This window comes from Sinorhizobium glycinis, assembly GCF_001651865.1.
In the GTDB taxonomy this organism is placed as follows: domain Bacteria; phylum Pseudomonadota; class Alphaproteobacteria; order Rhizobiales; family Rhizobiaceae; genus Sinorhizobium; species Sinorhizobium glycinis.
Window position 1 is genome coordinate 337,729 of record NZ_LPUX01000062.1, and the last position, 25,417, is coordinate 363,145.

Annotated in this window: 21 protein-coding genes; 15 read left to right on the forward strand and 6 right to left on the reverse strand. The window is 63.2% G+C overall.

Annotated features, from left to right (window positions below):
• The first annotated feature begins 159 nt into the window (after nucleotides 1-159).
• The 9 genes from pal (at nucleotide 160) to serA (ending at nucleotide 11,996) form a co-directional block, all read left to right on the forward strand.
• Entirely contained in the window at nucleotides 160-690 is a 531-nt protein-coding gene (pal, locus tag AU381_RS19660; RefSeq protein WP_064243405.1) for a peptidoglycan-associated lipoprotein Pal, read from the forward strand.
• 193 nt (nucleotides 691-883) lie between these two features.
• A complete protein-coding gene (gene ybgF, locus AU381_RS19665; protein WP_064243406.1) occupies nucleotides 884-1,906 on the forward strand; it encodes a tol-pal system protein YbgF in 1,023 nt (340 codons plus the stop codon).
• A gap of 10 nt (nucleotides 1,907-1,916) precedes the next feature.
• The gene (gene tilS / locus AU381_RS19670; protein ID WP_064243407.1) at nucleotides 1,917-3,251 is read left to right on the forward strand and encodes a tRNA lysidine(34) synthetase TilS; all 1,335 of its coding nucleotides are present in this window, start codon (nucleotides 1,917-1,919) and stop codon (nucleotides 3,249-3,251) included.
• 99 nt (nucleotides 3,252-3,350) lie between these two features.
• Nucleotides 3,351-5,288: an ATP-dependent zinc metalloprotease FtsH gene (gene ftsH, locus AU381_RS19675; protein WP_064243408.1), complete on the forward strand. Its 1,938-nt coding sequence runs from the start codon at nucleotides 3,351-3,353 to the stop codon at nucleotides 5,286-5,288.
• 369 nt (nucleotides 5,289-5,657) lie between these two features.
• Entirely contained in the window at nucleotides 5,658-7,010 is a 1,353-nt protein-coding gene (glmM, locus tag AU381_RS19680) for a phosphoglucosamine mutase (RefSeq protein ID WP_064243409.1), read from the forward strand.
• Nucleotides 7,011-7,214: 204 nt separating this feature from the next.
• Nucleotides 7,215-7,979 (forward strand): outer membrane protein, encoded by a 765-nt coding sequence (locus AU381_RS19685; RefSeq protein WP_064243410.1) that lies wholly within the window; start codon nucleotides 7,215-7,217, stop codon nucleotides 7,977-7,979.
• 178 nt (nucleotides 7,980-8,157) lie between these two features.
• The gene (locus AU381_RS19690; protein WP_064243411.1) at nucleotides 8,158-8,994 is read left to right on the forward strand and encodes an outer membrane protein; all 837 of its coding nucleotides are present in this window, start codon (nucleotides 8,158-8,160) and stop codon (nucleotides 8,992-8,994) included.
• 148 nt (nucleotides 8,995-9,142) lie between these two features.
• Complete coding sequence (locus AU381_RS19695; protein ID WP_064243412.1) at nucleotides 9,143-10,321, forward strand: phosphoserine transaminase; 1,179 nt, start codon at nucleotides 9,143-9,145, stop codon at nucleotides 10,319-10,321.
• 79 nt (nucleotides 10,322-10,400) lie between these two features.
• Entirely contained in the window at nucleotides 10,401-11,996 is a 1,596-nt protein-coding gene (gene serA, locus AU381_RS19700) for a phosphoglycerate dehydrogenase (RefSeq protein WP_064243413.1), read from the forward strand.
• A 223-nt stretch (nucleotides 11,997-12,219) separates the two neighbouring features.
• Here the strand turns inward: serA and AU381_RS19705 are convergent, their stop codons facing one another.
• Complete coding sequence (locus AU381_RS19705; RefSeq protein ID WP_064243414.1) at nucleotides 12,220-13,107, reverse strand: DMT family transporter; 888 nt, start codon at nucleotides 13,105-13,107, stop codon at nucleotides 12,220-12,222.
• Between the two features lie 207 nt (nucleotides 13,108-13,314).
• On the opposite strand from AU381_RS19705, the gene AU381_RS19710 reads away from it, so the two are divergent.
• Nucleotides 13,315-14,613: an adenylosuccinate synthase gene (locus tag AU381_RS19710; RefSeq protein ID WP_064243415.1), complete on the forward strand. Its 1,299-nt coding sequence runs from the start codon at nucleotides 13,315-13,317 to the stop codon at nucleotides 14,611-14,613.
• Between the two features lie 62 nt (nucleotides 14,614-14,675).
• Entirely contained in the window at nucleotides 14,676-16,979 is a 2,304-nt protein-coding gene (locus tag AU381_RS19715) for a hypothetical protein (RefSeq protein ID WP_064243416.1), read from the forward strand.
• Nucleotides 16,980-17,065: 86 nt separating this feature from the next.
• On the opposite strand, the gene rpoH is transcribed toward AU381_RS19715, so the two are convergent.
• Nucleotides 17,066-17,971 carry an RNA polymerase sigma factor RpoH gene (rpoH, locus tag AU381_RS19720; RefSeq protein ID WP_064243417.1) on the reverse strand — a complete coding sequence of 302 codons (906 nt, stop codon included), beginning with the start codon at nucleotides 17,969-17,971 and terminating at the stop codon, nucleotides 17,066-17,068.
• Nucleotides 17,972-18,177: 206 nt separating this feature from the next.
• Entirely contained in the window at nucleotides 18,178-19,206 is a 1,029-nt protein-coding gene (locus AU381_RS19725) for an RluA family pseudouridine synthase (protein WP_064243418.1), read from the reverse strand.
• 29 nt (nucleotides 19,207-19,235) lie between these two features.
• On the opposite strand from AU381_RS19725, the gene AU381_RS19730 reads away from it, so the two are divergent.
• Complete coding sequence (locus tag AU381_RS19730; RefSeq protein ID WP_064243419.1) at nucleotides 19,236-19,619, forward strand: hypothetical protein; 384 nt, start codon at nucleotides 19,236-19,238, stop codon at nucleotides 19,617-19,619.
• A gap of 4 nt (nucleotides 19,620-19,623) precedes the next feature.
• A complete protein-coding gene (locus AU381_RS19735) occupies nucleotides 19,624-20,457 on the forward strand; it encodes a TrmH family RNA methyltransferase (protein WP_064243420.1) in 834 nt (277 codons plus the stop codon).
• A gap of 229 nt (nucleotides 20,458-20,686) precedes the next feature.
• Here the strand turns inward: AU381_RS19735 and AU381_RS19740 are convergent, their stop codons facing one another.
• Complete coding sequence (locus AU381_RS19740) at nucleotides 20,687-21,847, reverse strand: coiled-coil domain-containing protein (RefSeq protein ID WP_064243421.1); 1,161 nt, start codon at nucleotides 21,845-21,847, stop codon at nucleotides 20,687-20,689.
• Nucleotides 21,848-22,007: 160 nt separating this feature from the next.
• Nucleotides 22,008-22,601, reverse strand: coding sequence for a DUF1134 domain-containing protein (locus AU381_RS19745; protein WP_064243422.1), 594 nt, complete (start codon nucleotides 22,599-22,601; stop codon nucleotides 22,008-22,010).
• A gap of 312 nt (nucleotides 22,602-22,913) precedes the next feature.
• Here AU381_RS19745 and chpT point away from each other — a divergent pair, with 312 nt between their 5' ends.
• Together chpT and AU381_RS19755 are read left to right on the forward strand one after the other, a co-directional pair.
• Complete coding sequence (gene chpT / locus AU381_RS19750) at nucleotides 22,914-23,558, forward strand: histidine phosphotransferase ChpT (RefSeq protein WP_064243423.1); 645 nt, start codon at nucleotides 22,914-22,916, stop codon at nucleotides 23,556-23,558.
• Between the two features lie 213 nt (nucleotides 23,559-23,771).
• Nucleotides 23,772-24,134: a response regulator gene (locus tag AU381_RS19755; RefSeq protein WP_064243424.1), complete on the forward strand. Its 363-nt coding sequence runs from the start codon at nucleotides 23,772-23,774 to the stop codon at nucleotides 24,132-24,134.
• 189 nt (nucleotides 24,135-24,323) lie between these two features.
• Here the strand turns inward: AU381_RS19755 and ctrA are convergent, their stop codons facing one another.
• Nucleotides 24,324-25,025, reverse strand: a complete 702-nt coding sequence (gene ctrA / locus AU381_RS19760; protein ID WP_012709262.1) for a response regulator transcription factor CtrA — start codon at nucleotides 25,023-25,025, stop codon at nucleotides 24,324-24,326.
• Nucleotides 25,026-25,417: the final 392 nt, after the last annotated feature.

Sequence of the window (25,417 nt, forward strand, 5' to 3'; positions counted from 1 at the left end):
GCGGCCGAAGTGCCGCTTTCTCGCCGCAAAGTGCTGTTGTAGCAGGCCCTCCGTCGCAGATTGTCGATTTGTTAACCATACCTGTTGAAAAGCAATTAACCGCTTCCGGTTACAGTCTGGCAACCGTGAATTCAGACACTTCTCAAGGAGACCCGGCCCATGAGCCGAATTGACGCCCCGGCAGCAAGCCGCATGCAGACCATCGCCCGCAATCCCGTCATGCTCGCCCTCGTCATGACACTTGCCGTTGCCGGCTGCGCTTCCAAGAAGAACCTGCCGAACGATGCCGCCGGCCTCGGCCTTGGCGCAGGCGCTGCGACGCCCGGCTCGCAGCAGGACTTCACCGTCAATGTCGGCGACCGCATCTTCTTCGATACCGACTCGAGCTCGATCCGTGCCGATGCGCAGGCGACACTCGCCCGTCAGGCCCAGTGGCTGGCGAAGTATCCGAACTATGCCATCACCATCGAAGGCCACGCCGACGAGCGCGGTACCCGCGAATATAACCTGGCGCTCGGCGCCCGCCGTGCTGCGGCAACCCGCGAGTTTCTTGCAGGCCAAGGCGTTCCGGCAAACCGCATGCGCACGATCTCCTACGGCAAGGAAAAGCCGGTTGCCGTCTGCGACGACATTTCGTGCTGGTCGCAGAACCGCCGCGCCGTTACCGTTCTCGGCGGCGCCGGAAGCTGATAGGCGAACCATTTAAGATGGAATTTGGAGGGGCGGCCGTGGGCCGCCCTTTCTTTTTTACCACACTTTGGCCGAACTCCGTTGCTTTTTCACAGCAATTGGAAAACTGTGCGGCACTCGCCCTATGGAATCGTCGGATGTACTGCGGAGCGCGATCCGGGGTGGGAGCAATCTATCGAACAGGACAAATGAGATGAAGAAATTTGTCGTGGCAGGGCTGATTGGTCTTGCGGCCCTTGCGGGTCTCGGCCAAACGGCGAATGCCATGCCGCTCTCGGGGCTGCTGGCCCGCGCGACCCATGCCGATGCTGCCAGCAAGAGCGATCTGCCGGTGGTGAAGGTGCAATCGGCCGATGTCGGCAGGATTGGCCAACTCGAGGAACAGATCCGCTCGCTCAACGGGCGTATCGAGGAAATGAGCTTCCAGCTCTTGCAGATGCAGGAGCAGATCCGGAAGTTCCAGGAGGACAACGAGTTCCGCTTCCAGGACCTTGAAAGCGGCAAGTCCTCCTCCAGGAAAAGCGGCGCACTTAAAACGCCGAAGTCCAGCGACCAGGCGTCCGTCACCCCCGAGGTGACGGATAGCCCGACGACGGCTCCGGCGGACGGCACGAACATGGCCGGGGCCGATCCGAATGCGACGGGCGCTGCACCGCCGCCAAGTACGCTCGGCCAGATCGTCTTCGACGAGAACGGCAATCCGATTTCTACGACCACGGAGACTGAGCCAGGCGCCAACGCCACGCTTCCCGGCGTGGATGCAGGGATCACCGATCAAGGCAATACGGGCCTCAACGCCAATCCCGGAAGCGAGCAGCAAACGGCTTCCCTCGGCGATCCGGGAGATCTCTACCAGTCCGGCTATGGCCATGTTCTTTCCGGCGACTACGGAACGGCCGAGCAGGAATTCCGCGACTATCTCGACGCCTTCCCGGAGGGCGACCAGGCGGCCGATGCAAGCTTCTGGATGGGTGAAGCGCAATATTCCCAGGGCAAATACAGCGACGCCGCCAAGACCTTCCTGAACGCGCACCAGACCTATGGCAAGTCGCCGAAGGCGCCGGAGATGCTGCTCAAGCTCGGCATGTCGCTCGGTGCTCTCGACAACAAGGAAACCGCCTGCGCCACCCTGCGCGAGGTGAACAAGCGTTATCCCAAGGCATCGGCCGCGGTTAAGGCGAAGGTGACGAGCGAGCAGAGCCGCTTTGGCTGCTGAGGCCGCCCCCATGCCAGAAGCCGTCATCGCTGCGGCAACACGTTTTCTCAAATCCTTTGCAAGGCCCGGCCGGATTCTCGTTGCCATCTCCGGGGGCAGCGACTCCAAGGGGCTCCTTGTCGCTCTTCACGCGGCGCTCGGAACAGCCGAATTCAACGAATTCTCGCTCGTCGCCTGCACGATCGATCACGCCTTGAGGCCGGAGTCCGCGGACGAGGCCGCGGCCGTTGGTGCATTTTGCGCCGCGCTTGGCATTCCCCACTTGATCGGTCATTGGCAGGGCGACAAACCGCTCGCGGGCATTCAGGCAGCGGCCCGCCGCAAGCGCTACGACTTGCTGGCCGAAGCAGCGGCTACTTTCGGTGCCGACTGTATCGTCACCGGCCACACGCGCGACGATCAACACGAGACGATCGCCATGCGCGAGACCCGTGATGAGGGGCAGGGCCCAGGCAGAGCGGGGATGGCGGCAGCCATGCTCTACGGACGCCGCGTCTGGGTCTTGCGACCCTTCCTAGAGGTGCGACGGGCCGATATACGTCTCTTTCTGGAAGCGCGCGGCATTGGCTGGCTCGACGATCCAAGCAATGAAAATCCTCTGTTCGAGCGGGCCCGGGTGCGCGCCGGCCTCGCGAGCTCGGGCTATGCGCCGAGCTTTGATCGGGGCGGGCGAGAACGTGCCGCTTCCTCGGCAAGGGCGGCTGCCTTGTTGGGAGGCCATCTGCGTGTTCACGAGGGCCTCGTCGCCGAGGTCGCGCCGGCGCAGGCCGGACGGATGGACGATCCCGACTGGCGCCGCGCCTTGATGAGCGTCAGCGCGGTCATCGGCGGCCGTGAGCGCCTGCCGGGGCGCGCAACGATCGAGCGCCTGTCAGGCTTTCTGCAATCCGGCGAGGCAGGGCGCATGACGGCAGGCCGCGTTGTCTTCGACCGGCGCCGAAGCGGTCTCTACCTCTATCGGGAGCCGCGCAATCTGCCGGTTCTGAGAATTGGCGCAGGCGAGACCGGCACCTGGGATGGCCGTTTCAACATCACGAGCATCGGCACCGCCCTGACGATCGGTGCAGAGGCCGAGGGCGGGTCGTGGCGGCAGAGGCTTATTGCCGCAGGCCTGCCTCAGGGGGTTGCCAAAAGGGCTTCGTTGGTGGCACCTCGCATCGCGCCAGCGGACGCCAGCTTCAGCCCCGTCGCCGCAGAGGCCAAGGTCGAATGCCGGATCGGCCCATACGACACCTTTTTGCCGGGTTTCGACACGAGCATGGCGGACGTGGTCGCCCTGTTGTTTGGTCGCGACAGATACCCCGCACCGCCGGTTGATGATGTTTTGACAGAAATGGCAGGGTAACCGGCGGTTTTCCTTGGCAAGGCGTTGCCGGAACCCTATGTTAAGGAGCATACAGCAGTCCGGCGAAAGCTCGGGCTGTCACAGGTTCCGGGGAGTTCGATGAACCCTAATTTTCGAAATTTTGCCCTCTGGGCAATCATAGCGCTTCTCCTGATCGCGCTATTCAGCATGTTCCAGCAGCCGACGGAGAGGACGGGTTCGCGTGAAATTCCCTTCTCGCAATTCCTGAAGGACGTGGATGCCAGCCGCGTCAAGGAAGTGGTGATTACCGGCTCCAAGGTGATCGGCACCTATGTTGAAAGCGGTGCGACGTTCCAGACTTATGCTCCGGCCGTCGACACGGCATTGACCGAACGGCTCGAGGCGAAGGACGTAACGGTGACGGTGCGTCCGGAAACCGACGGGTCTTCGGGCTTCCTGAGCTATATCGGCACGCTGCTGCCGATGCTTCTGATCCTCGGCGTCTGGCTGTTCTTCATGCGCCAGATGCAGGGCGGCTCACGCGGCGCGATGGGCTTCGGCAAGTCCAAGGCCAAGCTTCTGACCGAGGCGCACGGCCGTGTGACCTTTGACGATGTCGCCGGTGTCGACGAGGCCAAGCAGGACCTCGAGGAAATCGTCGAGTTCCTGCGGGATCCGCAGAAGTTCCAGCGGCTCGGCGGCCGCATCCCGCGCGGCGTTCTGCTTGTGGGCCCGCCCGGAACCGGCAAGACGCTGCTCGCCCGCTCGGTTGCCGGTGAAGCGAACGTGCCCTTCTTCACCATCTCCGGTTCCGACTTCGTCGAAATGTTCGTCGGTGTCGGTGCCTCGCGCGTCCGCGACATGTTCGAGCAGGCGAAGAAGAATGCGCCCTGCATCATCTTCATCGACGAAATCGACGCAGTCGGCCGTCATCGCGGCGCCGGCCTGGGCGGCGGCAATGACGAGCGCGAGCAGACGCTGAACCAATTGCTCGTCGAGATGGACGGTTTCGAGGCGAATGAAGGCATTATCCTGATCGCTGCGACGAACCGCCCCGATGTCCTTGATCCGGCGCTCCTGCGCCCGGGCCGCTTCGACCGCCAGGTGGTCGTGCCGAACCCGGACATCAACGGTCGCGAGCGTATCCTCAAGGTGCATGTCCGCAACGTGCCGCTGGCACCGAATGTCGACCTCAAGGTTCTGGCGCGCGGCACCCCCGGTTTCTCCGGCGCCGACCTGATGAACCTCGTCAACGAGGCGGCGCTGATGGCGGCGCGCCGCAACAAGCGCCTCGTCACGATGCAGGAGTTCGAGGACGCCAAGGACAAGATCATGATGGGTGCGGAGCGTCGCTCCTCCGCCATGACCGAAGCCGAGAAGAAGCTGACCGCCTATCACGAGGCCGGTCACGCGATCGTGGCACTCAATGTTCCTTCGGCCGATCCTCTGCACAAGGCGACCATCATCCCCCGTGGTCGCGCGCTTGGCATGGTGATGCAGCTTCCCGAAGGCGATCGGTATTCGATGAGCTACAAGTGGATGATCTCGCGCCTTGCGATCATGATGGGCGGACGCGTCGCCGAGGAACTGACCTTCGGCAAGGAGAACATCACTTCGGGCGCATCTTCCGACATCGAGCAGGCGACGAAGCTTGCGCGGGCGATGGTGACGCAATGGGGTTTCTCCGATCAGCTCGGCCAGGTCGCCTATGGCGAGAACCAGCAGGAAGTCTTCCTTGGTCATTCGGTCGCGCAGCAGAAGAATGTTTCTGAAGCGACCGCGCAGAAGATCGACAACGAGATCCGCCGCCTGATCGACGACGCCTATGAAGCGGCGCGCAGCATCCTGACGGAAAAGCACCACGAGTTCGTGGCGCTCGCCGAGGGGCTGTTGGAATACGAGACGCTGACCGGCGACGAGATCAAGGCCCTGATCCGCGGCGAGAAGCCGGCACGCGACCTCGGCGACGACACGCCGCCGCATCGCGGGTCGGCCGTTCCATCGGCCGGCACGAAGAAGGAAGTCGGCAACAAGGGCGAGGAACCCGAAGGCGGCTTCGAACCGCAGCCACAATAGCCGCAGCCGGTGGCAAACAGGCCATGACATCAAGGCCGCCGCTTCCGAAAGGAGCGGCGGTTTTTTGCTGCGTGAGGTCATCGCGATTCACAGCGCGCTTGGTAACGCGCTGTAATGATTTCTGATGATAGTGTTGCTGCTGTTTGTTGTGCATTTGTGCCAAGGATGGCGCAAAGCCGCCCCATTTACCGGTATCACCGGAAGGGGCGTAGTATAATTGAAGCGAGCGGCGAAAGCTTGACCGGGTTCCAGCCCCGCGCTGGACAAGGCCTGTAGGCGAGGTCCGGGGACATGAAGACCAGTCGTGGAACACGCAATCAGACGCGGCCGGCAAGACAAATCCTGCCAAAGCAGGACGATGGAGTTCTTATGAAGCGCAAGTATTTTGGCACCGACGGTATTCGAGGCCAATCCAATATATTCCCGATGACCGCGGATCTCGCCATGCGTGTCGGCGTTGCGGTCGGAACCATTTTCCGCAACGGAGCACACCGGCATCGCGTGGTGATCGGCAAGGACACACGCCTTTCGGGCTACATGCTCGAAAACGCCATGGTAGCCGGCTTCACGGCCGCCGGTCTCGATGTCTTCCTGCTCGGCCCGATCCCGACACCGGGCGTCGCCATGCTGACCCGGTCGCTCCGGGCCGACATCGGCGTGATGATCTCCGCGTCACATAATCCTTTCCGCGACAACGGCATCAAGCTGTTCGGGCCGGACGGCTACAAACTCTCCGACGACATCGAGGAAAAGATCGAGGAACTCATCGACCAGGACATGTCCGGGCAACTCGCCAAGCCGGAGGACATCGGCCGCGCCAAGCGCGTCGACGGCGACATCTACCGCTATATCGAGCAGGCGAAGCGCACGCTGCCGCGCGACGTCACGCTGAAGGGCCTCAGGATCGCCATCGATTGCGCGAACGGTGCGGCCTACAAGGTCGCGCCATCGGCCCTCTGGGAACTCGGCGCCGAAGTGGTGACGATCGGCACAGAGCCGAACGGCGTCAACATCAACCTCGAATGCGGATCGACGCATCCGGAGGCCCTTCAGAAGAAGGTTCACGAGGTGAGGGCGGACATCGGTATCGCGCTCGACGGCGATGCCGACCGGGTGCTGATCGTCGACGAAAAAGGAACGGTGATCGATGGCGACCAGTTGATGGCGGTGATCGCCGACAGCTGGGCGGCCGACGGCATGCTCAAGGGCGGCGGTGTTGCCGCCACCGTGATGTCGAACCTCGGTCTCGAGCGCTACCTGCAGGCGCGCCGGCTGAAGCTCCACCGCACAAAGGTCGGGGACCGCTATGTGGTCGAGCAGATGCGGCAGGATGGCCTGAATGTCGGTGGCGAGCAGTCCGGCCATATCGTGCTTTCCGATTTCGGCACGACGGGCGATGGCCTCGTGGCAGCCCTGCAGATCCTCGCCGTCGTCAAACGGCAGGGAAAGGCGGTGAGCGAGGTTTGCCGATGCTTCGACCCAGTGCCGCAGGTCTTGAAGAATGTGCGCGTGTCGGCGGGCAAACCGCTGGAACACGAGGCGGTGCGCCAGGCGATCGCCGACGCCGAGGCGGAGCTCGCCAAGAGCGGCCGGCTGTTGATCCGCCCCTCGGGCACCGAGCCGCTGATCCGCGTGATGGCGGAAGGCGACGACCGCAGCAAGGTCGAGCGCATCGTCGATGAACTGGTCAACGTGATAGGCAGCGTGCGCAACGCCGCCTAGAGTCTTCGGACAGCTACATTGCATTTCGGGGGCCGGCATCACTGCCGGCCTTTTGTCTATGGCGCGCTAGAATCTTAATAAACGAAGTAAATTTCTATACTTAATCCAATATTAACCGAGCTGTGCGAGTTTTGGTTGCAACAGAGGTTGCATGGTCTGTCCGGTGGAACTACCGGCGCCGAAAGACTATTCGCGGAGCATGTCATGAGGAAGTCCTTGATTGCGGTTGTGGCTGCATGGCTGGGCGGCACGCCCGCGTTGGCCGCCGACCTTTACGTTGAAGATCCTGTGGATCCGGCGCCTGTCGTCGTAGGTGGATTGTATCTGCGCGGGCACCTCGGCATGAGCAATCAGCGGCTCGGCAGCCTGGACCATGAGCTGTTCGACGTGGTTGCGGTTCATGAATTTCTGGATGATGGCGGCTTCGACAGCGCGCCGCTGGCCGGCGTCGGCATCGGTTACCAGTTCAATGACTGGCTGCGTCTCGACGGCATCGTCGAATATCGCGGCAAGGCCGATTTCACCGCCCTCGACCGCTATGACGGCGACGGTGACGGCGTGTTTGATGGCACCAACGATTATGACGGCGCCAAGTCGGAGTGGCTGTTGATGGCCAACGCCTATGTCGATATCGGCGATTGGTACGGCGTCAAACCCTATGTCGGAGCCGGCATCGGCGCATCGCGCAACACAATCTCGGGCTTCCGCGACATCAACGTTCCGACGCAGAGCGTCGCCTATGCCGACGAGGATCCGACCTGGAACTTTGCCTGGGCGTTGCATGCCGGCGTCGCCTACCAGGCCACCGAGCGCCTGGCGATCGATTTCGGCTACAGCTACGTCGACCTCGGTGACGCGAAGACCGGCAACATCCGCACCTATGACGGGGCTACCGTCAATGCTCCGATGCATTTCAAAGACATCACGTCACACGATTTCAAGCTCGGCATGCGCTACGCGCTGCAGTGATTGGCGTTCGACGAAGCGCGCTTCAAAGGGCCGCATTCGCGGCCCTTTCGTTTTGTGCACGGAATGCAATCGGTTAACAAACATGCTTAACCGCCGGTTAACTTGTGCCTGCCAATAGTTAACGAGAACCGCCGCGAGGCCTTTCGGGTGGCGTTGACGACTGGCGAGGGCATGCGACATGAATTGGCGGAACGGGATTTGCGGCATCGTTCTCGGCGCTGGCCTGTTCTTGCCCGGCTTCGCCTTGGCGAATGACGAAGATCTGCTCGACGCGCCGGAGATCACGATCTCCACCGAGAAGGAAGATGGCGGTCGCTTTTATCTGCGCGGCGACGTCGGCTATGCAGGCTGGGCCGGCGAAGGCGATCCCTTCTATCGCAACTTCGACAGCGGCACCGGCGGCTACAGCAATGTTCCGTTCGACAACGCTCGTTTCGACAAGCGGGCCTCCGGGACGATCGGCCTCGGGTTTCAGTTTACAGACGTATTCCGTGCCGACCTGACGGCGGAATATTTCGAGGGCCGCTTCGATGGCTCGTCGCTTTCGGCGGCGCCTTGCGCCGGCGAGGGGGCAGGCACGTCCTGCGCCTTCTCGCACAGGGCCAATTTTTCCGCTCTCGGGCTGATGGCGAACGGCTATGTCGACCTGGCGACGCTCGCCGGTTTCACGCCCTATGTCGGCGCCGGCATCGGCGCCACCCATATCGATTGGAAGACTGTCCGCGAAACCTCGGCCTGTATTGCGGGCGGCGGCGCCTGTTCCGGGGCGGGGGGCGGGAACTCCTATGAGGGCCGCGACACTTGGCGTTTCACCTATGCGGTGATGGCGGGTGTCTCCTACGATGTCACCGATCGGCTGAAGTTCGATATCGGCTATCGCTATTCACGCATCGCCGACGGCGACATGTTCGGCTTCGGCGCCGAGGCCCTTGCCGGTGCGAGCGGCGCCAAGGGCTACGACGATGGCCTCTCCCGCCACGAAATCCGCGCGGGCTTCCGCTTCGCTCTGTGGTGAGAAGCCTTCCAGGGCCGACAGTTTTCTCGCAGCGCCAAAAATCTTTTCAAAGGCGACGCAAGTCGCTTGACATCCTCTCCGCTCCACAATATTTCCGACGGCGGGACACCCCTCCCCAACGAGGGGCTTCTATCTGAGAGGATAGCATATGACGAAGCCTGCCAAGCCGGCCGTGCGCCCGGCAAATACCCATTTTTCTTCTGGTCCTTGCGCCAAGCGTCCCGGCTGGACGCTCGAAGCTCTCTCCGATGCTCCGCTCGGTCGTTCGCACCGCGCCAAGATCGGCAAGACGAAGCTCAAGCAAGCCATCGACCTTACCCGCGAAATTCTCGAAGTGCCGGCCGATTACCGCATCGGCATCGTGCCCGCTTCCGACACCGGCGCCGTCGAGATGGCGCTGTGGTCGCTGCTTGGCGCGCGTGGCGTCGACATGCTGGCCTGGGAAAGTTTCGGTGCCGGCTGGGTGACTGACGTGATCAAGCAGCTGAAGCTCGCCGATGTCCGCCGCTTCGAAGCCGACTATGGCCAACTGCCGGATCTCTCCAAGGTCGACTTCGACCGTGACGTCGTCTTCACCTGGAACGGCACGACCTCGGGCGTGCGCGTCCCGAACGCCGATTTCATCCCGGCCGACCGCAAGGGCCTGACGATCTGCGACGCGACCTCGGCCGCCTTCGCCCAGGAACTCGACTTCGCCAAGCTCGACGTCGTCACCTTCTCCTGGCAGAAGGTTCTAGGCGGCGAGGGAGCGCACGGCGTCCTCATTCTTTCGCCGCGTGCAGTCGAACGGCTGCTGACCTACGCGCCCGCATGGCCGCTGCCGAAGATCTTCCGCCTCACCAGCGGCGGCAAGCTGATCGAAGGCATCTTTTCCGGCGAGACGATCAACACGCCGTCTATGCTCTGCGTCGAAGACTATATCGACGCGCTTCTTTGGGCGAAGTCGGTTGGCGGTCTCAACCGCCTGATCGCTCGGGCAGACGCCAACGCCGACGCGATCCATCGGTTCGTCGACGCAAATGCTTGGATCGCCAATCTGGCCGTCGAGCCGGAGACCCGCTCCAACACCTCGGTCTGCCTGAAGATCATCGACAAGGACGTGTTGGCCCTCGATGCCGACGGCCAGGCCGCGTTTGCAAAGGGCGTCGTCGCCCTGCTCGAAAAGGAAGGCGCCGCCTTCGATATCGGTCACTATCGCGATGCCCCGTCCGGCCTTCGTATCTGGGCCGGCGCGACGATCGAGACAGCCGACATGGAAGCGCTGATGCCGTGGCTGAACTGGGCCTTCGAAACCCAGAAGGCGACGCTTTCGCAGGCCGCCGCCTGACCGATGCGACTGCTTCGCTCTTCTTGAGGGCGAAGCCACTCCAATTGCCGTTCAGACCAGATTTTTGAAGGAGGCCTACATGGCACCTCGCGTTCTCGTATCCGATGAACTGTCGGAAACCGCCGTCCAGATCTTCCGCGATCGCGGCGTCGAAGTGGATTTCCAGCCGAAGCTCGGCAAGGACAAGGAGAAGCTTGCCGAGATCATCGGCAATTACGATGGTCTCGCCATCCGCTCGGCCACCAAGGTGACGGAGAAGCTGATCGCCGAAGCGACCAATCTCAAGGTCGTCGGCCGCGCCGGCATCGGCGTCGACAATGTCGACATTCCGGCCGCCTCGCGCCGCGGCATCATCGTCATGAACACCCCGTTCGGCAACTCGATCACCACGGCCGAGCACGCGATTGCGCTGATGTTCGCGGTCGCCCGCCAGCTTCCCGCCGCCGACAATTCCACCCAGGCGGGCAAGTGGGAAAAGTCGAAGTTCATGGGGGTCGAGATCACCGGCAAGGTGCTCGGCGTCATCGGCGCCGGCAATATCGGCTCGATCGTCTGTGCCCGGGCGATCGGCCTCAAGATGCACGTGCTTGCCTATGATCCGTTCCTGTCGAAGGAGCGGGCGGAGGAAATGGGCGTCGTCAAGGTCGAACTGGACGAGCTGCTGGCGCAGGCGGACTTCATCACCCTGCACGTGCCGCTGACCGACAAGACGCGCAATGTCCTGAGCGCCGAAGCGATTGCCAAGACAAAGCCGGGCGTGCGCATCATCAACTGCGCCCGCGGCGGCCTCGTCGACGAGAAGGCGCTTGCCGATGCGCTGAAGTCCGGCCACGTCGCCGGCGCCGGTTTCGACGTCTTCGAGGTTGAGCCGGCCACCGAGAGCCCGCTCTTCGGCCTGCCGAACGTCGTCTGCACCCCGCATCTCGGCGCCTCGACCACCGAGGCGCAGGAGAACGTGGCGCTGCAGGTTGCCGAGCAGATGGCGGATTATCTCGTCAAAGGGGCAGTCAGCAACGCCATCAACATGCCGTCGATCACCGCCGAGGAGGCGCCGATCCTTAAACCCTTCATCCGGCTCGCGGACGTCCTCGGAGCCTTTGTCGGTCAGGTGACGGAAAGCGCCATCAAGGAGATCGAGATCCTCTATGACGGCTCGACCGCGGCGATGAACACAAAGGCGCTGACGAGCGCCGTGCTCGCCGGCCTGATCCGCCCGCAGGTGGCCGACGTCAACATGGTCTCGGCACCGATCATGATCAAGGAAAAGGGCATCATCCTTTCCGAGGTCAAGCGCGACAAGACCGGCGTCTTCGACGGCTACATCAAGCTGACGGTGACGACGGCGAACCAGACCCGCTCGGTTGCCGGCACGGTCTTCTCCGACGGCAAGCCGCGCTTCATCCAGATCAAGGGCATCAACCTCGATGCGGATGTGGGTAACCACATGGTCTACCTCACCAACACCGACGTTCCGGGCATGATCGGATTCATCGGCACGACGCTCGGCGACGCCAACGTCAACATCGCCAACTTCCAGCTCGGCCGCGAGAAGCAGGGCGGCGACGCGATCGCCCTGCTCTATGTCGATGGTCCAGTTTCCGAAGGGGTGCTCGACAAGTTGCGTGCGAACCCCGCGGTCCGCCAAGCCAAGCCGTTGGTGTTCAACGTCGATTGAGCGGCACTTCGCTCTTCAGACGATTCCAAAACTCTCACCCCTCCCCAACCCCTCCCCACAAGGGGGAGGGGCTTCGCGCCCGCTGCACCCGCTTACAATTTCCCAACGTCCGGGCCTTCGGAACGGTTGATGGGGAAAGGCGCGGACGCGGTATCGTAAGCCCCTCCCCCTTGTGCGGAGGGGGTGGGGAGGGGTCTTCCCGCATACGCTCATTTTTGCGTCACTACGGTGATTTCGGACGGCCGTGCTCGGCGATCGCGATGCCGCCGAGGACAAGAAGCAATGCCACCAGATGGAATGCGTGGAAGGTCTCGCCGACGAGCAGCACGGAGAGCAAGGTTCCGAAAACCGGGATGGCATTGATGAACAGGCCGGCGCGATTGGCGCCGATCATTTCGACACCGCGCACATAGAGAACCTGGGACATCAGCGACGGGAAGATCGCGGCGTAGAGAACGATGGCCCAGCCGGTCGCGTCCGGCATGATCGCATTGCCGCTCCGGGCTTCCCACACGAGCAGCGGAATGGAGCTGAGCAGCGCGCCGAAGGCCGGCGCGGCAATGAAGCTCTGCCAATGCATCGCCGGTTTCCAGCGCAGCGTGACCGTATAGACCGCATAGACGATGCAGGCGAGGATCATCAGCCCGTCGCCGAAATTGAATTGCAGTCGCATCAGGCTCGTGAAGTCGCCGTGCGCGGCGGTGGTGAGCACGCCGATCAGCGTCACGGTGAAGCCGACAACCTGCGCGATCGAGGCTTTCGTCCGGAAGCAGGCGAAGTTGAAGATGAAGATCAGCATAGGAATGCCGGCCTGCAGGATCACGGCATTGATAGCGCTCGTATACTTCACCGCCGAATAAAGGAAGGCGTTGAACATCGTGAAGCCGACGGCGCCATAGGCCAGCAACTGCAACCAGTGGCGACGGATCTTTTCCCAGTCGCGCCGGATTTGCGGGGTCATCAAAGCAAGGATGACGGTGACGGCGACCAGCCAGCGCAGCGTCGTCAGCATCATCGGGCTGATATGCCCGACGGCCATCTTCCCGGCAACCGAATTGCCACCCCAGAAAAGCGCGGTGATGGTGAGATAGAAATAGGCTCTGGAGTTCACGGCGCTGCGATCCGTATGGAGGTGGGATGGGAGGTGCCCCGACGGCGAGAGAGTTTGCAGGTATAGGCGCTAAGGCCATCGCTTGTCATGCAAAAAGGGCCGACCACGAGCCATAACGGGGTCGCTTTCCGAAAGACAACACAGTATAGATGCGCGGGTTTGAGAACAGCGCAACGTCCTCGCGTGCGCGTGAACAGGAAGAGAATTATGACGAACGTCGTGGTGGTCGGATCCCAATGGGGTGACGAAGGCAAAGGCAAGATCGTGGATTGGCTCTCGGAGCGCGCCGACATCGTCGTGCGCTTCCAGGGCGGTCACAATGCCGGCCACACCCTGGTGATCGACGGCGTCAGCTACAAGCTGTCGCTGCTTCCCTCCGGCGTCGTCCGCCCCGGCAAGCTTGCCGTCATCGGCAATGGCGTGGTCATCGATCCCCACGCGCTGATTGCGGAAATCGACAAGCTCGGCAATCAGGGCGTCAAGATCACGCCCGACAACCTGCGCATCGCCGACAATGCCACGCTTATCCTGTCGCTGCATCGCGAACTTGACGGTTTCCGCGAGGACGCCGCCTCGAACAGCGGCACCAAGATCGGCACGACGCGCCGCGGCATCGGCCCGGCCTATGAGGACAAGGTCGGCCGCCGCGCCATTCGCGTCATGGATCTGGCCGACCTCGATACGCTGCCGGCCAAGGTCGATCGGCTGCTGACGCACCACAACGCGCTGCGCCGCGGCCTCGGCGAGGCGGAAATCAGCCACCAGGCGATCATGGACGAACTCTCCTCCGTCGCCGCGCGGGTGCTGCCGTTCATGGACACCGTCTGGCTGCTCCTCGACAAGGAGCGCCGCAAGGGCGCGCGCATCCTGTTCGAGGGTGCGCAGGGCACACTGCTCGACATCGATCACGGCACCTATCCCTTCGTCACCTCGTCGAACACGGTTGCCGGGCAAGCGGCTGCCGGTTCGGGCATGGGACCGGGCGCGCTCGGCTATATTCTCGGCATCACCAAGGCCTATACGACGCGCGTCGGCGAGGGGCCGTTTCCGACGGAACTCCACGACGAGGTCGGCCAGTTCCTCGGCGAGCGCGGTCACGAGTTCGGAACGGTCACCGGCCGCAAGCGGCGTTGCGGCTGGTTCGACGCGGCACTCGTGCGCCAGTCGGTCGCCGCCAACGGCATCACCGGCATTGCGCTCACCAAGCTCGACGTGCTCGATGGCTTGGACGAGCTGAAGATCTGCGTCGGCTATACTCTGGACGGACAAGAGATCGATCATCTTCCCGCAAGTCAGGCGCAGCAAGCTTCGGTAAAGCCAGTCTATATTACGCTCGAAGGCTGGAAGGAATCGACGGTCGGCGCCCGCAGCTGGGCCGATCTTCCGGCACAGGCGATCAAATACGTTCGCCAGGTCGAGGAACTGATCGGCGCGCCGGTCGCGCTTCTTTCGACGAGCCCGGAGCGCGACGACACAATACTTGTGACCGACCCGTTTGAGGACTAGTGTCGGCGCAAGGAAGCGGCGCCGCATTGCGGCTGCATGACTAGGATTTGAGAAAGCATCTGATGGCGGATTTTGTTGCAGTTATTCGCAGGACCGTTGACGGCCTGTCGGAAAACACACCCGAAATGCGGGGCAGAGTCTACGAGAAGGCACGCAGTGCGGTGCGCCGCCAACTCGAGAACATGACGCCGCGGCCATCGGACGACATGATCAACCGGCAGCTGAACAAGCTGGAACTGGCGATTGCCGAGGTCGAAAGCGAACACGCCGAGGCCTTGCCGGCAGCCGAAGAGACCGAAGCGTTCGAGCCTGGCTCAGCCGAAGCGCCCGCCGAGCAGGAGCCTGCCGCTCCGGGTTCACCGGCGCCGGAGCCTGTTCAGGTACAAGCTGCAGACGAGCAGACCGCAGCCGAGGAACACATCGAGGAAGCAGCGCCGGAAGCTCAGGAAGCCTTCGAAGGACCGGCTCCGGCCGACGAAGTCGCTCCGGCCGCCGAGCATGAGGTACTGGATCACCGGGAAGCCGAGCCTACCGCCGAGACCTCCTCGGCCGAGCCATATCAGGAGCCGTCCGCAGTAGCTGAAGTGCCCGAAGCTGCCCCGACCGAGCCGCAGTGGGACGCACCGGCAGAGGAGCAGCCGGCTACGGAGGAAGTCGAGAGCTGGCAGCAAGCGCCCGCCGAAGAGGCAAGCGCCCCCGAGCCGCAGCCGGGGGAATTCGAACGCGGTGAACCCGCGGTTGAGACTGAGGCCGTGGAAGCGGTAAGCGCGGAAGAGCGAGCGGCTCCGGAAGAGCCGGTGGGCGAAGAAGCTCCGCCGGTCGAGGCAGCACCGGCGAAAGAGGATACCTCCGAATGGGCGCTGCCGGAGTGGGAGGATGCTCCGCCCGTCGCAAGGCCCGGCGAAGAGCCGCCGGCGCCCGAGGCGCCACGCGAGGAGTCGGCCGCGCCGGAGCGGCTGGGGATGCACCCGGTCGAGCCCGGGCCAAGCCAGACCGCCCATCGGGCGGGGGAGGCGGAGACGGCGCAGGCTTGGTCCTTCGACGACAGCGATCCCTTTGCTGCGCCAGCCGAGTTCAGGAAGGACAAGCCAGCCGAACCGGATGTCTCCGAATGGGCCTGGCCGGTGGAGAAGGCGGCCGCCGCCTCGAACGAGGAGGAACGGGCCGGCACGGCCTGGGAGCATATCGATGATCTGCTCGGCTTCGATGAAGCCGGCCGGGCGACGAACGGCTCGGCCGCGGTCGCCAAGGAGGATGACAACGGCAGCGGTGTGGCGGCAGCGGCGCTGTCCCCGCGGCCTGCCTCCTACCGCGTTTCCCCCAAACCGGCCCGGTTCAGTGTGAAGACCCTGGCAATCGGTGCGGTGATCCTGCTTCTCCTTGGCGGTGGCGGCTATGCCTATTGGGTAAACAGGGAAGCGGGCAATGCCTGGCTTTCGGCCATGCTCGCGAAGATCATGCCTGCCGAGCCCGAGACTCAAACGCCACCAGCTGGCGAGGGCGAGCCTGCCGGCCAGCCGGGCGAACAGTCCGGCACGCAGGGCGGTACGGCGCTTCCGCAGGACGCATCGACAAAGTTTACGCAGCGTTTGCTTGCCGATGGATCGGAGCGCGACGAAGGGGCTGCGGGCGCGAACGGCACCGAAGTATCGCAAGAGGGCAAGTCCGTCGCGCCTCAGACCGAGGCCGGCCAACCGCAGAGCGCCTCGGCGGGAAACCAGCAGGCCGCTGCCCAGACCCCCGAGCCCGCAGCCAACCGGGACGGCGGAGCGCCCCAAACCGAGGTCTCGATCGCCGACGGCGAGAAGATGTTCCTCTACGAGGAGCGGCTTGGCCAGTCCTCGCCCACGGCCGTCCCGGGTGCCGTCGCCTGGTCCGTCAAGGAGGAATCGCCAGGCGGCGACGCCAAGCCCGAGCCGGCGATCCAGGCTCAGATCACCGTGCCCGACCGCGGCCTCACGGCGCTGATGACGATCAAGCGCAATGCCGATCCGTCACTGCCGGCAAGCCACGTGATCGAATTCGTATTCTCGCTGCCAGAGAATTTCGAGGGCGGCAGCATCGAGGGCGTCCAGCGCGTTTCGATGAAGCGCACCGAGCAGGATCGCGGCGACCCGCTCATTGCCGTACCGGCGAAGATCACCGACGACTTTCACATGATCGCGCTCAACGACTTCGCGGAAGCGGTCGGCAGCAACACCGAACTCTTGCGCAGCCGCAGCTGGATCGACATCCCGATCACCTATCGCAATGGGCGCCGCGCCCTGCTCACCCTCGAGAAGGGAGCGAGCGGCACGGAGGCCTTCAGCAAGGCCATGCAGGCCTGGAGTTCACTCGGCAGCGCTGCGGCGGCGAGCGGCCAGTAGGAAGATCGAGTAACGCAACGCAAAAGCCCCGGCTGGACCTTATCCAGCCGGGGCTTTGTTCGCTCTGAAGGGATAGGCGAATCGGGTCAGGCGCCCTCGACGACCCGCAGCGCGTTGGCGCGCTCGAGAGCCGCCTTGCGGACCGCTTCCTGCACCTTCTCGAAGGCGCGTACCTCGATCTGGCGAACGCGCTCGCGGCTGATGTCGAACTCCGTCGAAAGGTCTTCCAGCGTGACCGGCTCTTCGGTCAGCCGGCGCGCCTCGAAGATGCGGCGTTCGCGATCGTTCAAGACCTTCATGGCGCTGGCGAGCAGGGCACGGCGGCTGTCGAGCTCATCCTGCTCGATCAGGATTTCCTCCTGGTTGTCGTGTTCGTCGACCAGCCAATCCTGCCACTGTCCGGAATCGCCTTCGCTGGCCTTGATCGGCGCGTTGAGCGACGCGTCGCCTGACAGGCGGCGGTTCATGGAAACGACTTCGTCCTCGCTGACCTTCAGGGTCGTCGCAATTTCCTTCACCTGCTCCGGCTTCAAGTCGCCTTCGTCGAGTGCCTGAATGCGGCCCTTCAGCCGTCGGAGATTGAAGAACAGGCGCTTCTGGTTGGCGGTGGTGCCCATCTTCACCAGCGACCATGAACGCAGGATATATTCCTGAATGGCTGCCTTGATCCACCACATGGCGTATGTCGCCAGGCGGAAGCCACGATCGGGCTCGAATTTCTTGACTGCCTGCATAAGGCCGACATTACCTTCCGAGATGACTTCGCCGATCGGCAGGCCGTAGCCGCGGTAACCCATTGCGATCTTGGCGACGAGGCGCAGATGGCTCGTCACCAGCTTGTGGGCGGCGCTACGGTCGTCATGCTCCTGATACCGCTTGGCGAGCATGTACTCTTCCTGCGGCTCGAGCATGGGAAATTTTCGGATTTCGTCGAGGTAACGGTTGAGGCCGCCCTCTCCAGCGGCAATGGTCGGCAACGTGCTGCGGGCCATGAAGCACCCCCTTTGTGCATCTCCGGCCTCCGGGACGGCAGGCCGGGCGTGGGTCTTCGTCCAGACCCCACGAGGCTAGAAGATAAGTACGGCGAAAGCATGATTCAAGCACTCCGGTTTCACGCTATCGTGAGACCGGGGGGAGGAAGGTTTCGAATTGAAGCGCCCCTAAAATCGGAATTCTTCGCAGCGATTTCAAGAGCCTGTCACGTTCCAGCGCGAAGCGCGGCGATCAGTTCCTCCATGTCCGCCGGCATCGGTGCTTCGAAATGCATCGTGTCGCCGCTGGAAGGATGCTGGAACCGCAGCATGAAGGCGTGCAGAGCCTGCCGGGAGAAACGATTGACCACGCCCTTGGCGGCTTCCGGCAGCAGGTTCGCCTTGGTCCGGAAGGCAGCGCCGTAATCGGGATCGCCGATCAGCGGATGGCCGATATGGGCCATGTGGACGCGGATCTGGTGAGTCCGGCCTGTCTCCAGGTGGCATTCGACGGTTGAAGCGAGACACGTGCCGTCCGGCTTCTCGTGATAGCGCTCGATCACTTCGTAATGAGTGATCGCCTCGCGCGCGTCATCGCTTTCCTCGCGCTTGACGGCTCGTTTCGTCCGATCGCCGGCCCGGCCGAGCGCCGCATTGATCGTGCCCTTCAGCTGCCTGGGGCGCCCCCAGACGACAGCCTGATAGGCGCGCTCCAAAGGCCCGGTGCGGCCGTGATCGGCAAATTGGTCGGAGAGATGCCGATGCGCAGTATCGTTCTTCGCGGCGACCATGACGCCGCTCGTCTCCTTGTCCAGCCGATGGACGATCCCGGGCCGCCTGACGCCGCCGATGCCGGAAAGGCTGTCGCCGCAATGGTGGATGAGGGCGTTGACGAGCGTCCCCGTCCAGTTGCCGGCCCCCGGATGGACGACGAGACCGGCCGGTTTCACCAGCACGATCAGATCATCGTCCTCGTAAAGAACGTCGAGCGGGATGTCCTCGCCCTTGGGTTCGGGATCCTCGGGGGCGGGCAGTGCGATCTCGAAGCTGTCGCCCGGGTGAACCTTCCGTTTGGGTTCGAGGACCGCCGTGCCGTTGATCGAAACGGCGCCTAGCTCGATCAGCGCCTTGATTCGATTGCGCGAAAATTCGCCCGAAAGCGCCTCCGTCAGAAAGGCATCCAGCCGCCCGGCGGCATTCTCGTCGGCTCTCAGGACTTTCCTATTGCCGGTCGCTTGTTTAAAGGGATCGTTCATTCCGTTTCAATTCCGACAGAAAGCCAGCCATGACCGCGATCGAGCCCGACGAACAGGAAGACAAGCCGCTTGACCCGGCGATGGAGAAAGTCCGCCGCAAGATGGTGCGCCTGCAGCTCGTTTCGGCCGGCGTGATGCTGATCATGCTTATGGCCGTCCTCGGGACGATTGTCTACAAGCTGACGCGGAGCGACGGCGCGGCGATGGAGACGCCGACGGCAGTCAGCGTGCCGGGCGATGCACCGCTCACGGCGATTGCGGCCCTGCCTGCCGGCTTTTCCGTGACCGATGTGGCGCTCTCCGGTTCGCAACTTCTGTTCTATGGCAGCCTGCCGGGCGCTGAACCACGGGCGATCGTCTTCGACACCAGGGCAGGGCGCGTCGTCGCGGACGTCACGGTCAGGACCAAGTGACGCGATGGCCGCGGTCCCGCCTCCGATCCGTATCGAGGACCCGGCGGACCCGCGCATCGCCGCCTTCGTGTCGATCAAGGAGCGGGATCTCACCGGCCGGCAGGGCCGCTTCATCGCTGAAGGAACGGTCGTCCTGCGCATGCTGGCGGCCGCGCATCGCTCCGGGCGCGGCATTACCGCCGAGGCGATCCTGCTGCTCGAAAACCGCGTCGCCGGTCTCGCGGAGCTACTCGCGCAGTTCCCCGCCGATGTGCCGGTCTTCGTGGCCGACGCCCCGGTCTTCGACGCGATCGCCGGCTTCAACATGCATCGCGGCGTCCTGGCGCTCGGGCGATCCGATGCGATGCCCGGCCGGGATGCCCTGATCGCCGCCGTTCCTGCCTCGAGCCTGGTGCTCGCCGCCTGTGGCATATCGAACCACGACAATATGGGCTCGCTCTTTCGCAATGCAGCCGCCTTCGGCGTCGACGCGGTGCTGATGGACGAATCGAGCTGCGATCCGATGTATCGCAAGTCGATCCGGGTCTCCGTCGGATCGGCGCTGACACTGCCTTTCTCGCGTGAGGGCACGGCTGCCGAACTGATCGACCGGCTTCTGACCGCGGGCTTTGCGATATGGGGACTTTCGCCGCGCGGCGAAGTCGACGTCACCGAAATTCCGCCGGCGCCGCGCACGGCATTGCTGGTCGGGACGGAAGGCGAGGGGCTGCCGCAGGCGATCCTTTCTGCGGTCCGCACCGCGCGAATCCGCCAGCGCCCGGGTCTCGACAGCCTGAATGTGGCAATGGCGGCGGGCATCGCGCTGCATCAGGTCGCCAGCGCCAACGGTCGCATCTGACGGGGGTACTCGGCCCCTCATCCGCCTGCCGGCACCTTCTCCCCGCGGGCGGGGAGAAGGGACTTGCCGCCCGCAACGGTTCCTCGCCGATAGGAGGGGTTTGGCGAAGCGTTGCCGCGAGTCCCCTTCGCCCCGCGTGCGGGGAGAAGGTGGCCAGCAGGCCGGATGAGGGGCTCGTTCACTCAGTCAGAGGCGGCTGACAAATTCCAGCAGAATGCCGCTCGCGCCATCATTCAGGCGGCAGCATGTCCTTGGCTCTTCGGGCCAGGCTCTTGCGGGCTCCTGGCATCGCAGTCTCCTCGCGGGCGAGAAGCCCGTGGATCGGCGAGGACGAGCCTTCCCGCACCGCGGTGAGCGCCACCATGCCGGCAGCGATCTGCGCGACCTCCCCGCGCAACGCCTCGTCATGGGCGGCGGATCTCGAATTCACGAGACGTTCCGAGAGTGCCGTCGCGCGGTTGCGCAAATCATCCGAAAGGCTGGTCGGGTCGGGGCCAATCGGCGCTCCATGCGCTCCGCCGTCGGCACCAACCATTCCCGCGATTTTGTGCTGTTCTGCTCGCCTCGGCGGCTTGGTGCCGGCCAAACGAAGCGCTTTCGTCGCTTCGCGAATTTCCTGGTTTGCAGCCTTCACCCGGGTTTTCAGCCGCTCGATCTCTTCCGCGCGCCGCTCAAGCGCAGTTTCGCGGTCGACGTTGGCGGCCGTTTCGCGAGCAAGCTTGGTTTCGAGCTGCCGTATGCGGTTCTCTTCTCGGCCCAGCCGCAACTCCATTTCACGAGCCCGGGCGTTTTCGGTCTTGAGATCGGCGCGCAGGGCCTCGCGCTCGTCGCGCAGCCCTGCGGCCCGGCTCTTCAAATGTTCGATCTGCGTTTCCCGCGCCGCAAGGTCGATGCGGAGGTTGTCGAGCTCGGCCGCCTGCTCGTCGATCTGCTTGTTCAAGGTGCGGATCGCCTCGTTCTTGGCGCCGCTGTCACGCTGCTGATTGTCGTATGACGCCCTCATGTCGGCGATCCGCAGCTCGAGCTGGCGGACGGTCGATCGCATGTCGGCTGCCTCGACGTTCATCTCGGCAAGCTGCGCGTGGAGATCGGCGTTTTCGCCAGCCAACCGTCGGGCCTCGCTGAGCGCCTTTTCATTCTCCAGCATCATTGCAACGCCCTTGTCGCGTTCGCGACGGAGCGTCTGCGCCATCTTGGCGTTCTCGGCGGCATAGGTGGCCCGCGCGGCGTCCCTTTGGGCGCGAACCTCCTGGGGGCTCAGCGGCATCGTCGCTTTCAAACGATCCTCGGCAAAGCGGACGATGCGCCGTTGAATGGCCGGCGCGACCAGCAGGCCGATGATCGCCGCGGTCAGGAAACCCAGGGCAAAGAGGAGCGCATATTCAATCACGTGCTGGCCGTTTCAATCTGGACCGGATCCGATGCATCCATGCGGTTGGGCGGTTGTTTCCTTCTCCCGCAGTAAGCACGACGGCTCGAAAGCTGCAACAATTACTGCAGGATTGCATGCCCTTCGCTGGCTCCAGACGCTTGTATGCGGCCTTTCGGTGTCAGAACGGGTTCCAGGTCGGCTGTTGCGTCAGCTTCAGATAGCCGACATTGACGCCAAGCCTCGCGCCGATGCCGGTGCGGATCGGCACGACGACGACGTGCTCATCCGTCAGCACCGTCATGCCGACGCCGGCGACCACATAGGCGGAGCCGGATACGCCGCCGAAGCGCTTGTAAAGGGCCGGGACGCTCGGCAGGTTATAGACGAGCATCATCGCCCGGCTGCCTTGGCCGCCCCAGTCGAGCCCGAGCGACGGGCCCTGCCAGAAGACACTGTGCTGACCCACATTCTTGGTGTGGAGCTCGCCCTCGCCATAGGTCAGGCCGGCAATGAAGGCACCGGAACCTTCCTGGCCGAGGATATAGCCGTTCGGCAGGCCGTAGCGCTCGAAGGCGCGCTCCACGACTTTCGCAAGCCCGCCCGAAGTCTCGCCGAAGAAGCCGTGGCCTGCGTCGACGATCTCCTGCATCGTGTACTGACTGCCATTCGGAGATTGGGCATGCGCGGCGGACATCAGGGCGCTGCCTATCAGCAGCATCGTGGTCAGTATGGCGCGAACAGCCATTGCGGTTGCCTTCATGATCGGCTGCATCGTTTCCTCCGTCAGGCGCGAATGCGGCTCGCGGGCCGGCCGTCATGACCAGCTCATGCATCGGTTGGCGCGGGCCAGCGCGGGTCTCGAACGAGTGCACCTGATCGGCTTTCCGTGGTTCCACTCGAAATCCGGGGGTGCCCTGACAATTTGAACCGATCCTCTTAACAATCGGTTTACCAAATGTGATGTCATTATGGCCTATTGATCGGCGCGGGCTGCATGGTTATGCCGGGCTCGGGCAAGGCCTTCCCGACAGGGCAGGGAGCGCCCAGGGTGCCGATATCCGGATAGAACCGAACGGGAAGAATGATGGCAAAGAATCCGAACCTGACGTTGACGGGACCCGATCTGGCGGCGCTGCTGTGCAGCCGGGTGTGTCACGACATCATTTCGCCGGTCGGCGCCATCAACAACGGCCTCGAACTCCTGGACGAAGGCGGCGCCGACGCCGATGCGATGGACCTGATCCGCACCAGCGCGCTCAATGCCTCGGTGCGGCTGAAATTCGCCCGGCTCGCCTTCGGCGCCTCCGGCTCGGTCGGCGCGTCGATCGACACTGGCGAGGCGGAGAAGGCGGCCAAGGACTTCGCCGCGGCGGAAAAGAAAACAGAGGTCAGCTGGAACGGCCCTCGGGCGATCATCGCCAAGAACCGGGTCAAGCTGCTCCTGAACCTCTTCCTGATCGCCTATGGTGCGATCCCGCGCGGCGGCTCGATCGACATCACCCTGGAGAACCCGGAGTTCGACGCGCTATTCACCCTTGTCGCCAAGGGGCGGATGATGCGCGTCCCGCCGAAGCTGACCGAACTCCTATCCGGCACCCCCGAGGAAGCGGTGGACGCCCACTCCATCCAGCCCTACTACACGGTCCTGCTTGCCGAAGAGGCCGGCATGGCGATCGACGTCGCCTCGACCGGCGAGGCGATCGTCTTCACCGCACGAACCGAAGCCTGATCCAGGCGCTGCCGTTCACCGCCTGGCATAAAAGGGGTCTCCATCGTCGATACGGTGGAGACCTTTCGTTTTTGCCCACGCAAATCGGAAATATCGCCTGGGCGAAATGAAAACCAGCCTTCGACCCTGCCGGTAACGGTTTCTTTGCCAAATTTCTCTAGCCTTGTTTCATGGACGTGTTTTCGCGTCCGATGAGGCCTGAAGGAGTTGGACATGCGGCGCTTGATGATTGCCGATGGCTCGGATGTTGTGAGGAAGGTCGGGAAGCGCATTCTGTCGGGCATGGGTTTCCTGGTGTTGGAAGCGCCGAGCAGCCTCGAGGCGCTTGTCCGCTGCGAAGCCGAGCTGCCGAACATCCTGATCGTCGACTCCGGGCTCGACGGCGCGCTCGACCTCATCGCCAACATTCGCCGGCTGCCCGAAGGCGCGTCGGTGCGCATCTATTATTGTGTCGTCGAGGCGGATCTCAGGAAGATGATGGCCGGCAAGCGGGCGGGGGCGGACGATTTCCTGCTGAAGCCCTTCGACCGCAAGATCCTGACGAGCGTCTTCGCCAGTCAATCCATGGCCGCCTGACGCATTGGCATAGCGCATAGCTCAGTATCGCAGCCGCGGCACTTGCCGCGGCTTTTGCGTTTGCGGAAATCGAACAGGCGAGGGCACTCTCGAACAGGTCAAGATCCTGCCGCAAAAGCAAAAACCCGCCGGCGAGGCGGGTTTGCGGGTAATCTCGCGGTAGAGTGGCGGCGGCCCCGCCATCCAAATTCAGGCGGTCTCCAGGTAATCGTTGCCGTCGGGCTCGCGCAGCACATAGCCGCGGCCCCAGACCGTCTCGATATAGTTGGCGCCGCCGGCGGCGTTGGCGAGTTTCTTGCGCAGCTTGCAGATGAAGACGTCGATGATCTTCAGTTCCGGCTCGTCCATGCCGCCATAGAGATGGTTCAGGAACATTTCCTTGGTGAGCGTCGTGCCCTTGCGCAGCGACAGGAGCTCAAGCATCTGGTATTCCTTGCCGGTCAGATGCACGCGCTGGCCGCCGACTTCCACCGTCTTGGCGTCGAGATTGACGATCAGCTCGCCGGTCGCGATGATCGACTGGGCGTGGCCCTTGGAGCGGCGCACGATCGCATGGATGCGAGCCACCAGTTCGTCCTTGTGGAAAGGCTTGGTCATGTAATCGTCGGCGCCGAAGCCCAGGCCGCGAACCTTGTCCTCGATGCCGGCCATGCCGGAAAGGATAAGGATCGGGGTCTTGACCTTCGACAGGCGCAACGTTCTCAGCACCTCGTAGCCCGACATATCCGGCAGGTTCAGGTCGAGGAGAATGATGTCATAGTCGTAAAGCTTGCCGAGATCGACGCCTTCTTCCCCGAGATCGGTGGTGTAGACGTTGAAACTTTCGGACTTGAGCATGAGCTCAATGCTTTGCGCCGTCGCGCTGTCGTCTTCGATCAGTAGAACCCGCATAGTCTTCCCCTTTTCCGCCGCCCAAGGTCGTCGTGGCCCCCTTACGCGATACGGATCCAGTCGTTGCCTGATTTGGAGGCTGCCATCAAATGGTTAACAAATTCTGATTCACTCTGGCAAGGTGTATCGAAATGTTAAATATTTTTAGCAGTCTCCTGATTCCAAAAGTGAATCCGAAATGGCAGTTTTCATCCAAAAGATGAGGAAACGCCGCTATCTGACTCTTTCGACTCGCAAATGCTGAAGACGCCATACTTCGTGCCTCAGCATTTACGGAGCCTTAAATCATCGCACCTATGATTAATGATGCCCGTAAACGAAAGGTTACCAGCGGTAGGTATTTGTTAAGACCGCAGTCGTTTTTTGTTTCCGGCCCCTACAACGCCGTGCGT

Bases quoted from the DNA above. Each gene is read 5' to 3' on its own strand.
- serA (WP_064243413.1), top strand. From the start codon at position 10,401: ATGGCACCTCGCGTTCTCGTATCCGATGAACTGTCGGAAACCGCCGTC.
- ybgF (WP_064243406.1), top strand. From the start codon at position 884: ATGAAGAAATTTGTCGTGGCAGGGCTGATTGGTCTTGCGGCCCTTGCG.
- chpT (WP_064243423.1), top strand. From the start codon at position 22,914: ATGGCAAAGAATCCGAACCTGACGTTGACGGGACCCGATCTGGCGGCG.
- pal (WP_064243405.1), top strand. From the start codon at position 160: ATGAGCCGAATTGACGCCCCGGCAGCAAGCCGCATGCAGACCATCGCC.
- AU381_RS19695 (WP_064243412.1), top strand. From the start codon at position 9,143: ATGACGAAGCCTGCCAAGCCGGCCGTGCGCCCGGCAAATACCCATTTT.
- AU381_RS19685 (WP_064243410.1), top strand. From the start codon at position 7,215: ATGAGGAAGTCCTTGATTGCGGTTGTGGCTGCATGGCTGGGCGGCACG.
- ctrA (WP_012709262.1), bottom strand. From the start codon at position 25,025: ATGCGGGTTCTACTGATCGAAGACGACAGCGCGACGGCGCAAAGCATT.
- tilS (WP_064243407.1), top strand. From the start codon at position 1,917: ATGCCAGAAGCCGTCATCGCTGCGGCAACACGTTTTCTCAAATCCTTT.
- AU381_RS19735 (WP_064243420.1), top strand. From the start codon at position 19,624: ATGGCCGCGGTCCCGCCTCCGATCCGTATCGAGGACCCGGCGGACCCG.
- ftsH (WP_064243408.1), top strand. From the start codon at position 3,351: ATGAACCCTAATTTTCGAAATTTTGCCCTCTGGGCAATCATAGCGCTT.
- AU381_RS19730 (WP_064243419.1), top strand. From the start codon at position 19,236: ATGACCGCGATCGAGCCCGACGAACAGGAAGACAAGCCGCTTGACCCG.
- glmM (WP_064243409.1), top strand. From the start codon at position 5,658: ATGAAGCGCAAGTATTTTGGCACCGACGGTATTCGAGGCCAATCCAAT.
- rpoH (WP_064243417.1), bottom strand. From the start codon at position 17,971: ATGGCCCGCAGCACGTTGCCGACCATTGCCGCTGGAGAGGGCGGCCTC.
- AU381_RS19710 (WP_064243415.1), top strand. From the start codon at position 13,315: ATGACGAACGTCGTGGTGGTCGGATCCCAATGGGGTGACGAAGGCAAA.
- AU381_RS19725 (WP_064243418.1), bottom strand. From the start codon at position 19,206: ATGAACGATCCCTTTAAACAAGCGACCGGCAATAGGAAAGTCCTGAGA.
- AU381_RS19755 (WP_064243424.1), top strand. From the start codon at position 23,772: ATGCGGCGCTTGATGATTGCCGATGGCTCGGATGTTGTGAGGAAGGTC.
- AU381_RS19745 (WP_064243422.1), bottom strand. From the start codon at position 22,601: ATGCAGCCGATCATGAAGGCAACCGCAATGGCTGTTCGCGCCATACTG.
- AU381_RS19715 (WP_064243416.1), top strand. From the start codon at position 14,676: ATGGCGGATTTTGTTGCAGTTATTCGCAGGACCGTTGACGGCCTGTCG.
- AU381_RS19690 (WP_064243411.1), top strand. From the start codon at position 8,158: ATGAATTGGCGGAACGGGATTTGCGGCATCGTTCTCGGCGCTGGCCTG.